Origin of the sequence: Bacteroides sp. AF39-16AC, from assembly GCF_003602735.1 — a bacterium.
Lineage (GTDB): Bacteria > Bacteroidota > Bacteroidia > Bacteroidales > Bacteroidaceae > Bacteroides > Bacteroides uniformis.
Genome location: NZ_QTLN01000003.1, coordinates 105,829 through 119,104 on the forward strand (window position 1 = coordinate 105,829; position 13,276 = coordinate 119,104).

The following is a 13,276-nucleotide window of genomic DNA, read 5'->3' on the forward strand; positions in this document are numbered from 1 at the left end:
TTTATTTAATACGTTTATTGAATTCTTTGTTTCACGTGGAACTTTGCGCTCTATCGTCCGCAAAGTACCAGTAGCACGTTGATGTCGCTTGGAGATACTCCCGGAATCCGACTCGCTTGGGCTATTGTTTCCGGATCTATCTTCATCAGCTTCTGTCTAGCTTCGGTAGAAAGGGATTGAATGGAATTATAGTCAAACTTACCTTTTATCTTGATGCTTTCCAATCTTGCCAATTTATCCGCAATAATCCGTTCGCGTCCGATGTATCCCTCGTACTTGATGAGTATTTCTGCAGCTTCTACAATTTCTTCCTTTCTATCGGATATTTTATCCAGTTCTCGTTTAAAGGCACTGACGTGTTCGGCAATGTTCTCAATCGTTATCTGCGGACGGTTTATCAAATCTATCAATTTGCATCCCTGGCGCAGTGGAGTTGTGCCGAGCTGCTCCAATACCGGATTGATTAATGCCGGTTTCATCGAGTAATTCCGCGCGAAGTCTATAATCCGGTTCACGGCTTCACGTTTTTCTGTCAGCAGCTTGTACCGCTCTTCCTTGGCGAGTCCCAGCTTCCAGGCTTTTTCCGTGAGTCGCATGTCCGCATCATCCATACGGAGCAGGATGCGATATTCGGCACGGGAAGTAAACATACGGTAAGGCTCGTCCACGCCTTTTGTTACCAAGTCATCGATTAAAACGCCGATATATGCTTCATCCCTTGCAAGGGTGAACGGCTCTCCGCCGTGGCAATTGATGTGGGCGTTGATGCCTGCCATGATTCCTTGTCCAGCTGCTTCCTCGTAACCGGTTGTTCCGTTTACTTGTCCAGCAAAGAACAGATTCTTTATATTCTTCGTTTCCAGCGTATGTTTCAGTTGGGTGGGGTCAAAGAAGTCGTATTCGATGGCATAGCCCGGGCGGTAGATGACGAGGTCTCTGAACGCCGGTATCTTTTTCAATGCTGCAATCTGGATGTTCATGGGCAATGAAGAAGAGAATCCATTCAAGTAGAGCTCTTGGGTTGTTTCCCCTTCGGGCTCCAGGAAAAGCTGGTGCTGCGGTTTGTCGGGGAAAGTCACAATCTTGGTTTCTATACTGGGGCAATAACGTGGGCCGATACTTTGGATTTGTCCGTTGAAAAGGGGAGAATCCGGCAGACCTTCCTGCAGGATGCGGTGTGCTTCTTCGTTGGTGAAGCAGGTCCAGCAAGAGAGCTGTTTCAAATGGCGTACATGAGTGTCCATGAACGAGAACTTGTGGAAGTCACATTCTCCGTCTTGGATTTCCATATCCTCATAATGCACGCTGCGTCCATCTATGCGTACGGGGGTTCCCGTCTTCATGCGTCCAAAGGTGATGCCATGCTTTGCGATGGATTCGGTTAATTGGTAGGATGCAGGTTCTGCCATACGTCCACCTGGAAGCATGGTACGTCCCACGTGCATCAGTCCATTGAGGAAAGTTCCTGCGGTGAGTACTACACATTTGGCATGGAACGTTACTCCCCATAATGTGACTACTCCCGTAATCTCACCGTTTTCAACGAGGATTTCCTGCACGGTATCCTGCCAGATATGCAGGTTGGGGATATTTTCCAGTATCTCTCTCCATGCCCAGATGAATTTGTTGCGGTCGCACTGCGCGCGCGGACTCCACATAGCGGGACCTTTGGAACGGTTCAGTATACGGAACTGTATGGCTGTCTGGTCTGTCACCAATCCCATATATCCTCCCAAGGCGTCTATTTCGCGTACTATCTGTCCTTTGGCGATGCCTCCCACTGCCGGGTTACAACTCATCTGTCCGATTTTGTTCATATCCATTGTGATAAGACAAGTCTTCGAACCCAGGTTTGCAGCAGCGGCAGCGGCTTCGCATCCTGCGTGTCCGGCGCCGATTACAATAACGTCATACTTAAACTCCATTCGTTCAGTGTATTTTAAAACTGTGCAAAGTTACGAAAAAAGTTGTATGCCGGGACGTGTCATATCTTAAAATCCGGATATATCTTCTTTGGCATTGCTTATATTTCCGTATCCAGCATCATACTTATTGCTTGGAATGCTTAGGTTATAGACATATTGCTTGTGTTTAGCTTAAAATACAATCAAAATGAAGCTTTTTGAATACTATTGCTTTTCTTTTTGAAAAAGATACATACCTTTGCAGCGTTTGGATATTAAAAAGTGTTTTGATTGACTAATTTTAAGGAAGAGAAGCATGAGAAAGAAATTCTTCTTGTTAATCATTGTCTGCCTGGTTATGGGGGCGGGAGTGATGGCTCAGACGTCTACGGTCTCGGGAACAGTATTTGCCGAGGACAACAATGAGCCGATTATTGGGGCATCGGTATTGGTGAAGGGTACAACGCTGGGGGCCGTGACCGATATCGAAGGTAAATTTACAATCTTGAATGTGCCGGGCACGGCAAAGACAGTGATTGTCTCTTTTGTAGGTATGCAGAAAGTAGAAGCTGCCATAAAGCCTGCTATGAAGGTGGTGCTGAAATCGGATTCGGAACTGCTGGATGAAGTGATGGTGGTGGCTTACGGCACGGCCAAAAAGAGCAGCTATGCAGGTTCGGCTTCTTTAGTGAAAGCGGATGCGCTGAAAGACATTCCGACGACCAGCTTTGAAAACGCGTTGAACGGTAAAGTGGCGGGCTTGCAACTGACGAATAATTCCGGCCAGGCGGGTTCCGCACCGGCCATCCGCATCCGTGGCATAGGTTCTATGAATGCCGGGAATGAACCGTTGTATGTAGTGGACGGTGTTCCGGTCTCTTCGGGCAATACGGGGCAGATGAGCGGTGAGCTCTATTCTACCAACAACATCATGAATACGTTGAACCCGGAAGACATCGAATCTATTTCTGTATTGAAAGATGCGGCGGCCAGCTCGCTTTATGGGTCGCGTGCGGCAAACGGCGTCATTCTGATTACTACCAAAAAAGGACAGATTGGCAAGCCGGTGGTGACGCTGAAAGCCGAAGTGGGCTTCACGCCCTGCTGGGCAACGGACAACTATGAAACGGCCAGCGTACAGGAGAATGTGAATATGCTCTACACCGTATTTCACGATGCCCGTACAAGCGGTAAGGGCGAAACGGACGAAAAGGCGGCAGCCTATGCCATAGGCCAGTTGAACAGCCGTTTCAACAAACATGGCTACCAATTTACCACAAATGGTACGGGAGCTTACGAGAACGTCAATATCCTTGAGTACGACAACTCCGGGCGTGGAGGCAAATACTACGATTGGGACAAGGCATATTTCCGTACCGCCATTTACCAGACCTACGATATGTCCGTCAGCGGTGCTACGCAGAATACCAACTATTACACTTCCCTTTCCTATACCCAGGACGAAGGACGTTTGAAGATGAACAGCTTCGACCGTGTTTCCGGTCGCCTGAACCTCACCCAGAAGGTGGGGAAATTCCTTGAACTGACCACCAATGCCAGCCTGGCGCGTACCAAGAAAAGCGGTTATAATGATACACGCAACACGGGCAGCAATTACTTCATGCAGACCCGTAACTTGCTGTGGGGACTCTACTGGCCCACTGATTACAAGACCGGCGAGCTCTGGACCGAACGTTACGGTAGCTACGCCTACAATGGGCTTTATTATGACAAAGAGTGGGAGAACGGTTCTACCAGTACCAAAATCATGGCTGCGGAGACGCTCACCCTGCATCTGATGCCGGGCCTGGACCTTCGTTCTATCTACTCTTACGACAATACTACTGTAAAAGACCATATCTATTACAGTGCCAATCACTATAAAGGCTCGGCAGACAATGGGAATGTCAACGAATACCGTACTACATACGAGAAGATGGTTACCTCCACTACCGCCAATTATACCGGCACCTTCGACAAACACACAGTTGGCACCATGGTGGGTTTCGAAGCGGAGAAGAACAAGACAGACTATGTGCGTGCCACAGGAAGCAATCTTGCGGTCAGCACCATTCATACAGTTTCTACTGCCGGAACGCAGACTTCTGCCGGATATTCCTGGGGAAACTCGATGGTGTCCGTGCTCTCCAAGTTGGATTATAATTACGATGAACGCTACTTCATTTCCGGTTCTTACCGCCGCGACGGTTCTTCCCGGCTCAGCAAGCAGGAACGTTGGGGAAACTTCTGGTCAGTGGCAGGAGCGTGGAACATCATGCGCGAGGGTTTTATGAGCAAATATTCTTTCCTGAGCAACCTGCGTATACGTGCCTCTTATGGTATTAACGGTACGCTGCCTTCGGATAATTACGGCTATATGAGCTTGATGAGCTATACCAGTAAGTACATGGGTAACCCGGGCGGTACAATCACTACCGTTACCAATGACAAGCTGTCTTGGGAGACGAGCTACAACACGAATGTGGGTATCGACTTCGGCTTCTTCGGCCAGCGTCTGCGCGGTACGGTGGAATACTTCAACCGTGATTCGAAGAACCTGCTCCAGGATGTTCCCATTTCGATGGTTACGGGATTTTCCTCTACGTTGCGGAACGTAGGATGCATCAACAACCATGGGGTAGAGGTGGAGTTGAGTGGTGACATCATTGATAGTAAAGGATGGTTATGGAGTGCCGGTGCCAACGCAACCTTCCTCCGTTCTGAGGTGAAAGAGTTGTATGGCGGTGCGGACATTATCTGGTACGACCCCACCAGTAGCGACAGCCGTGCGCAATATGTATACCGGGAAGGTCAGTCCACGCTGGCTTTCTATGGATACGAATGGGCAGGTGTGGACAAGACCAACGGCAAGAACGTCTACTATGTAAATGACCCCAAGAATGGCAAGGCCGGAGATTTTGAGTATAACGGGCGCGGAGCTACTTATGACTATAACAATGCCAACTACACCATCATCGGCAATGCCGTTCCCAAAGTGTATGGGGGCATCAATACCTCGGTCTCCTACAAAGGCATAGCCCTTTCGTTGGGCTTTACCTATAAGATAGGAGGAGACTTGTACGATGGAGCCTACATGGATGTGGCCGACGACGGTTATTATTGGGAGCGTATCCGTGCTAAAAGCTACTACAACAACCTTTGGACGCCAGACCATACGAACGGTACAGAGCCCCGTATCGAAGGTGTAGACCTCGATGACCCGCAACAATACAGCAGCCGCCACTTGTTCAATGCCAGTTATCTGCGCTTGAAGAATCTCTCATTGGCCTATACGCTGCCCAAAGCCATGACCCGCAAGGCTTTCATCGAGAATGCCCGCCTTTTCTTCACTGCCAGCAACCTTTGGACAATAGCCAAATACAAGGAGGCAGACCCCGAAGTGAGCGAATACGGCACACGTGGTTGGGAAACCCCTATCGGAAAAACGTTTGTCGTTGGCGTTGAATTGAAATTTTAATGAACTGGAGGAACTAACAATGAAAAAGATATATCATTTATTGGCACTTGTGATACTTGGTGCCTTTACATTCACTTCGTGTGACGATTTTCTGGATATGCAGCCCACCAACTCCGGAAATGCAGAAGGTGCTGTCGGTACGGTAGCCGATGCGCAGGTGGTTATCAACGGTGTGATGAGTGCGATGACCTCATCGTCCTATTACGGCAGAAACCTTTTTATGTACGGTGATGCCAAGGGTGGTGACCTCACGATTTTTGCTGCCGGACGCGGACTGGATGCATTCTATACGTTCAACCACACTTCCAACAGCAATACTTATTCCGGTTTCTGGAGCCGTGGATATTACTGCATTCTGCAGGTCAACACCTTGTTGAGCAACATTGAGAAGCTGGAAGAATCGGGCAGTATGGAAGACTTTTCCGAAGCCAAAGGGCAGGCGTTGACTCTGAGGGCGCTGTTCTATTTCGATTTGGTCCGTCTCTACGGGCTTCCTTACAATTACAACAAGACCTCTTATGGAGTTCCCAATGTAACCGAGCCGCTTACGGTGAACGCCCAGCCCACCCGTGCTACTGTGGAGGAGAACTATCGCCAGATTCTGCAGGACTTGTCGGACGGGGCGGCCCTGCTTGCCAAGAAGAAGACAAAGCAGAGCGGATATGCGGACTATTACACCAACATAGCCCTGCAAGCGCGTGTGAAACTCTATATGGAAGATTATGACGGTGCTTTGAACGCTGCCCGGGAGATTATAGAAAGCGGTGTGTACAAACTGTATGAGCCTGCCGATTGGACGGCTTCCTGGAGCAAGCAGTTTGGTTCCGAGTCCATCTTTGAGCTGGGCATCACCACTGAGGAATCAGACCTGGGAACTTCTTCTTTGGGCTTTTACCTGATGCGCTACGGACAGTTGAAGAATGCCATGGGCTGGTATCTTGCCAGCGATTATTTCTTGAACCGTCTGGGTGAAGACGAGACGGATGTGCGTTGGGGAATCATGGACAACGATGAATACTGGGTGGACAATGAGATTGAACGCAAGGGAGCCTGCTACAAGTATATGGGCAGTACCACTCTGGCAGGTGACGGCAAGGCAACCAATACAGCCGTCAATATCAAGATAATCCGTCTTTCCGAGATATATCTGATTGCCGCCGAAGCAGCCTTGCACTCCACGAAGCAGGAAGCAGGCGCAGATGCCGCCGCCGGTTACCTGAATGAAATCCGCAGGCGTTCTCCCGGACTGGCACCGGCCACTGCCGCTACCATTACCGATGATATGATTCTGGACGAGCGCAGCAAGGAGCTTTTTGGTGAAGGACAACGCTTCTTCGACATGATGCGTATGGGCAGAACCATCGAATTCAACGACGATTTTCAAGATATTCCGGTGAGTCACCGTGGAAAAACAATCGACCGTACTTTCGAGAAGATTGTGCTTCCTATTTCGCAGGATGAGATAAATGCCAATCCGGCATTGGAGAACCAGCAGAATCCGGGATATTAGTCGTTCCCTGCTGTCTATTGTTTGCTACTCCTTGTATATCAGGGAGGTATTTTGCCAACAAGTTGTCACTGCCTTGGCAAACTTTTGCCACGCCTATGGCAAAGTTTTGCCAACGCGGTGGCAAAGTCTTGCCAATGGGAAGGCAAAACCTTGTCATAGGCGTGGCAAGAAAAGCGGAAAAAGGTGCCTTTGATGAATTTCTTTGATAAAATGAGACGGTAATACCTTGATATTCCACAAAAATACTATTTATTGGTTCGAAATTTCTATTCTTTTTTTCTGAATCGGCTTATCTTTGCTTTCGTAGAAACCAATAAAAAGTTATAATACTATGAGAAGATTTTTCCTCATATCGTCATTCTTGACGTTGTTTGCAATCGGAAGTTCGGCGCAATGGAAGCCGGCAGGTGATAAAATCAAAACGGACTGGGCATCCCAGATCAATCCCGCGAATGTGTTGCCCGAATATCCTCGTCCCATCATGGAACGGAGTGACTGGAAGAACTTGAACGGACTGTGGAATTATGCCGTTATAAATAAAGGTGAGCATCTTCCGGCAGAGTTCGAAGGGCAGATACTTGTTCCCTTTGCCATCGAATCCTCCTTGTCCGGAGTTGGAAAAAGAATCAATGAAAACCAGGAACTGGTCTACCAGCGCAGTTTTGAAATTCCTTCTGCCTGGAAGGGAAAACAAGTGCTGTTGCATTTTGGTGCTGTCGACTGGAAAACGGATGTATGGGTGAATGATGTGAAAGTAGGCAGCCATACGGGTGGATTTACTCCGTTCTCCTTCGATATTACTGCCGCCCTTTCTGGCAAAGGCAATAATCAGTTGGTCGTAAAAGTTTGGGACCCAACGGATAAAGGACCTCAACCCCGTGGAAAGCAGGTCAGCAATCCGGAAGGTATCTGGTACACTCCCGTAAGCGGTATCTGGCAGACGGTATGGATGGAGCCGGTTGCCGGAAAACATATCAAGAACCTCCGTATCACTCCCGATATTGACCGTAATCTGTTGACAGTGAAGGCTGAATTGAATAGTGCATGTCCTTCCGACTTTGTGGAAGTGAATGTGTATGACGGCAATCAACTGGTAGCCACCGGCAAAAGTATCAATGCAGAGCCGGTGGAGGTGTCCATGCCCCGGAATGCCAAGTTGTGGAGTCCGGATTCCCCCTTCCTCTATACGCTGAAAGTGACTCTGAAAAGCGGAGGCAAGGTAGTGGATAAGGTGGACAGCTATGCTGCCATGCGTAAGTACTCCACCCGTCGTGACGCGGATGGCATCGTACGCCTGGAACTAAATAACGAGGCTTTGTTCCAGTTTGGACCGCTGGACCAGGGTTGGTGGCCCGACGGACTGTATACAGCTCCCACAGACGAGGCTTTGCTGTATGATGTACAGAAGACGAAAGATTTCGGTTTCAATATGATTCGCAAGCATATCAAGGTGGAACCGGCACGTTGGTACACACATTGTGACCGTTTGGGTATCATCGTATGGCAGGATATGCCGAGTGGTGACCGTAATCCGGAATGGCAGAACCGCCGCTATTTCGACGGAACAGAACTGAAACGCTCCGCCGAATCCGAAGCCTATTATCACAAGGAATGGAAGGAAATAATGGATTGTCTCTACTCTTATCCGTGTATCGGTACATGGGTACCGTTCAACGAAGCCTGGGGGCAGTTCAAGACGGTAGAGATAGCCGAATGGACGAAACAGTATGACCCGACCCGCCTGGTGAATCCGGCAAGTGGCGGTAACCATTATACTTGCGGTGACATGCTCGACCTCCACAACTATCCCCAACCGGAAATGTATCTGTATGATGCACAGCGTGCCACGGTTTTGGGTGAGTATGGCGGCATCGGCCTTGTCTTGAAAGACCATATCTGGGAACCGAACCGCAATTGGGGATATGTTCAGTTCAACTCTTCCAAAGAAGTGACTGATGAGTACGTGAAATATGCCGATATGCTGTATCAGATGATAAAAAGAGGTTTCTCGGCAGCCGTCTATACACAGACCACGGATGTGGAGGTGGAAGTGAACGGTCTGATGACTTACGACCGCAAGGTGATAAAGCTGGATGAGAAACGCGTGAAAGAGATAAATACACGTATCTGCAATTCACTTAAGAAATAGGGGCATTTACAATTTACCATTTACAAAGTACAATTTGGCTGCGCTGTCATCTGCATAGTTAAATTGTACTTTGTAAATGGTAAATTGTACATTAAAAGTGTTGTTATGAGACAGTTGATTATAAAGCTTTTACTTGGCCTGTGCATGGGAGCGGCGTTGCCGGTCTGTGCGCAGGATGCTGTTCATTACTATTTCAGAACGATGGATATCCGGAACGGTCTTTCGCAGAACACCGTGTATCAGATTTTGCAGGATAGGAAAGGCTTTATGTGGTTCGGAACCAAGGACGGTCTGAACCGGTATGACGGATTGTCTTTCCGTATTTACAAGAAAGAGAACTCCGGTTTAGGCAAGAATTTCATAACCGCGCTCTACGAGGACCGCCGGGGCAATATCTGGATTGGTACCGATGGGGGAGTCTTTATTTACGACCCGGTACTGGATTCCTTTACCGCTTTCGATGAGGCCAGTGATAACGGCAGTATCATCAGGGATTTCGTCACCATGATTGGAAGTGACGAGGACGATAATATCTGGATATCGGTAGAAAACCAGGGGTTGTTCTGCTATAAACCGGATGAAGGGAGGCTGCTGAACCATCTGCACGATTCGGGACTGCCCAATGTAACCCGCTTTTGGCTGAATGGGAATACGTGTTGGCTGGCCTTGTATGCGGATAATCTTTACTATACGAAAGCTGACTTTGAAACTCCTCTGCAGCCTTTCAAGGACGCGGAAGGAAATGAGATTTTCAAGAATGATATTATCAACTGGCAGGTCAGCGGACCCCATAATTGTGTGTATATCGCTTCGCTGAACGGGTTGACAGAGATAAACCAGACTACCGGCAAGACGCGGAAGCTGCTGAACACCTATGTGAGGGCTTTGCAGTTCAAATCTGACAACGAGCTGTGGGTGGGCGCAGAGTCCGGCTTGTATATTTACAATCTGACGAATGACAAGATTACCCATTTGACCGTTCCCGACCAGGATGATTCGTATGCATTGTCGGACAATGCCATTTATTCGCTCTGCTGCGACAAGGAGAACGGCATGTGGATAGGGTCTTATTTCGGTGGAGTGAACTATTGTCCTTATCAGTGGACTTACTTCGAGAAGTTCTATCCGAGAGACAATCTCAGGCATTTCGGCCGTCGTGTACGGGAAATCTGTGAAAGTAATGATGGCACCTTGTGGATAGGTACCGAAGACAAAGGCTTGTTCAATTACAATCCGGAAAACGGAAAGATAGAGCCTTTTGAGCATTCGGCCATTTATCAGAATGTTCATGGCCTTTGTCTGGATGGGGATGATTTGTGGGTAGGTACGTTTTCCGGTGGTCTGAATCGGGTGAATCTTCGGACCAGGCAGGTGAAACATTATGCCAAGGGTGAGAGTGAGAATTCCATGGTCGCCAATGACGCCTTTACCATTTGCAGGACCACTACGGGAGACGTGTGGATAGGCACCACGTCCGGTCTGTTGAAGTACAATCGCTCCACAGATGACTTTACCCGGATTCCTCAGCTGAAGAATATGTTTACTTATAACATTCTGGAGGACTTCAACGGAAATCTGTGGTTTGCTACTTTCTCCAATGGAGTGTTCTGCTACAATGTAAGAAGCCAGCAGTGGAGGAATTATCTGTCTAATGAGAATGATTCGACCTCTCTTCCCTACAATAAGGTAATCAGTATCTACGAAGACAGCAGGAAGCGTCTGTGGTTCATGACGCTGGGTGAGGGCTTTTGCCGCTACAATCCGGAAACGGACAATTTTACCCGTTATGACATGTCGAAAGGATTTCCGAGCAACACTATCTACAAGATGGTCGAGGATAAGCGGGGTAACTTATGGATTACTTCCAATTATGGTCTGGTCTGCTTCAATCCCGATACGGAGAGCAAACATGTCTATACCACGGCAAACGGGCTGCTGAGCAACCAATTTAATTTCCAGTCCGGTTACATTGACAAGAAGGGACGCATCTATTTGGGAAGTATCAACGGATTCATAGCCTTTGACCCGGAAACTTTTGTGGAGAACACTTTTCTCCCTCCCGTAGTGATTACAGATTTTTATCTGTTCAACAAACGGCTTTCGGTGGATAGTCCGGATTCTCCTTTGGAGAAGAGCATCACCTATGCGGATGAGATAGAGCTGGATGCCGACCAGAATTCTTTCTCTTTTCAGGTTGCAGCCCTGAGTTACCAGGCACCCGAAATGAATGGTCTTGAATGTAAGCTGGAAGGCTTTGACCGCGACTGGTATACGGTAGGGCGGAATTCCATCATCAACTATTCAAACCTTCCTTATGGAAGCTATACATTGCGTATAAAAGGTTCCAACAGCGATGGCAAGTGGAACGCGACGGAACGTGTGCTCGACATCCATATTCATCCTCCTTTCTATCTCTCCACTTGGGCGTATGCTGTTTATACGGTATTGGCGTTATGTTCACTGGCTGCTGTAATTATCTATTTCAGAAAACGGACCCGGCAGAAGCATCAGCAGGCTATGGACAAGTTTGAGCGGGAAAAGGAACGGGAGTTGTATACTGCGAAGATAGACTTCTTCACGAATGTGGCGCATGAGATACGTACACCGCTTACACTGATAAAGAGTCCGCTCGAGAATGTATTGGCTTCCCGTTCTGTTTCGGATGACATCAGGGATGATTTGGAGACCATGGAACTGAACACCAACCGACTGCTTGATTTGGTGAACCAGTTGCTGGACTTCCGGAAGACGGAGACACAAGGCTTCCAATTGAATTTTGTGGAATGTGACGTGTCTGAGCTCTTGCAGAAGACGTATAAGCGTTTCAAGCCTTTGGCACGTGAAAGGGGGCTGGCATTGAGTATAGAGACTCCCGAAAGCTTGTATGCTTCGGTTGATAGGGAAGGGCTTACCAAGATTATCAGCAATCTGCTGACCAATGCGATAAAGTATTCGGAGACCTATATACGCATCAGGCTATATTCGGAAGGTGAAAGACTGCTGCTTTCTGTATGCAATGACGGCCTTGTCATTCCGGTAGAGATGCGCGAGGAGATTTTCAAGCCGTTCATCCAGTATAAAACCGGTACCTTGCGCTCTGTACCCGGCACCGGTATCGGGCTTGCACTTGCCCGTTCATTGGCCGAACTCCATGAGGGTACGTTGTGCATGGAAGATTCGATGGAGAACAACTGTTTCCTGCTGTCACTTCCGCTGAAGCACGAGCAGACGGTGGCTATGGAGCATAAAGAACCGGTAACGGGCGGGGAATCCTCTGAGGAAAGTGGTGCAGGTACTGCCTTGGAACAGCACCGGTATACTCTTTTGGTGGTGGAAGACAGTCTGGAAATGCAGGCATTTGTTGTGAAACAGCTCTCTTCGGAATATCGTGTGCTGACTGCCGTGAATGGGGTGGAAGCTTTGAAGGTGTTGAAGGAACATACTGTAAATCTTGTCATTTCAGACATTATGATGCCCGAGATGAATGGATTGGAGCTGTGCGAGCATCTGAAGTCCGAGCTTGACTATAGCCATATACCGATTATCCTGCTTACGGCGAAGACGACCCTTCAAGCCAAGATAGAGGGAATGAAGCTGGGGGCTGACGTATATATAGAAAAGCCTTTCTCTGTGGAATATCTGAAAGTGTGTGTAGCCAATCTGCTGAACAACCGTGAGAAGCTACGGGCTTCTTTCGTCAATTCTCCTTTTGTGCAGACGGGCAGTATGGCAATGACAAAGGCAGATGAATCTTTCCTTAAGACATTGAAGGAAGTGGTAGTTGCCAATATGCAGAATCCGGATTTCTGTCTGGATGATATGGCAAGCCTGCTGAACATGAGCCGTTCGAGCCTGAACCGGAAGATAAAGGGCATATTGGATATGACCCCGAATGACTACATCCGCCTGGAGCGGTTGAAGAAAGCGGCGCAGCTTTTAAAGGAAGGAGAGTGCAAAATCAATGAGGTTTGCTACATGACCGGCTTCAATACTCCTTCCTATTTTACCAAGTGCTTCCAAAAACAATTTGGTATTCTGCCCAAAGACTTCGTGAAATGATAGCATGGAATGCTTGCTAAATATAACAATCCAATCAAATGCCCCTGAGGTGTCTCTCAGGGGCATTTGATTGGATTTATAATTGCATAGATTGAAGCGATATTTGCATTAATTTTAGCTTTATGCGGATATATTTGCATCCGAAAGCCAACAATTTATAATACTATGACCCCTAT

General features: G+C 48.0%; 5 protein-coding genes. 4 read left to right on the forward strand and 1 reads right to left on the reverse strand.

The window, feature by feature from the left end; genetic code table 11:
- Window positions 1-50: 50 nt before the first annotated feature.
- On the reverse strand, window positions 51-1,925 hold the full coding sequence (mnmG, locus tag DW039_RS04340) for a tRNA uridine-5-carboxymethylaminomethyl(34) synthesis enzyme MnmG (protein ID WP_120381735.1): 1,875 nt from the start codon (window positions 1,923-1,925) through the stop codon (window positions 51-53).
- Window positions 1,926-2,220: 295 nt separating this feature from the next.
- Here mnmG and DW039_RS04345 point away from each other — a divergent pair, with 295 nt between their 5' ends.
- The 4 genes from DW039_RS04345 to DW039_RS04360 all read left to right on the forward strand — a co-directional run bounded on the left by DW039_RS04345 (window position 2,221) and on the right by DW039_RS04360 (window position 13,100).
- A complete protein-coding gene (locus DW039_RS04345; protein ID WP_057281851.1) occupies window positions 2,221-5,382 on the forward strand; it encodes a TonB-dependent receptor in 3,162 nt (1,053 codons plus the stop codon).
- Between the two features lie 19 nt (window positions 5,383-5,401).
- Window positions 5,402-6,892, forward strand: a complete 1,491-nt coding sequence (locus DW039_RS04350) for a RagB/SusD family nutrient uptake outer membrane protein (protein WP_005833916.1) — start codon at window positions 5,402-5,404, stop codon at window positions 6,890-6,892.
- A gap of 331 nt (window positions 6,893-7,223) precedes the next feature.
- Entirely contained in the window at window positions 7,224-9,041 is a 1,818-nt protein-coding gene (locus DW039_RS04355; protein WP_005826156.1) for a glycoside hydrolase family 2 protein, read from the forward strand.
- A 105-nt stretch (window positions 9,042-9,146) separates the two neighbouring features.
- Window positions 9,147-13,100: a hybrid sensor histidine kinase/response regulator transcription factor gene (locus DW039_RS04360; protein ID WP_117703748.1), complete on the forward strand. Its 3,954-nt coding sequence runs from the start codon at window positions 9,147-9,149 to the stop codon at window positions 13,098-13,100.
- Window positions 13,101-13,276 lie beyond the last annotated feature (176 nt).

Coding starts and splice junctions, on each gene's coding strand:
- mnmG (WP_120381735.1), bottom strand. CDS start 1,925: ATGGAGTTTAAGTATGACGTTATTGTAATCGGCGCCGGACACGCAGGA.
- DW039_RS04345 (WP_057281851.1), top strand. CDS start 2,221: ATGAGAAAGAAATTCTTCTTGTTAATCATTGTCTGCCTGGTTATGGGG.
- DW039_RS04350 (WP_005833916.1), top strand. CDS start 5,402: ATGAAAAAGATATATCATTTATTGGCACTTGTGATACTTGGTGCCTTT.
- DW039_RS04355 (WP_005826156.1), top strand. CDS start 7,224: ATGAGAAGATTTTTCCTCATATCGTCATTCTTGACGTTGTTTGCAATC.
- DW039_RS04360 (WP_117703748.1), top strand. CDS start 9,147: ATGAGACAGTTGATTATAAAGCTTTTACTTGGCCTGTGCATGGGAGCG.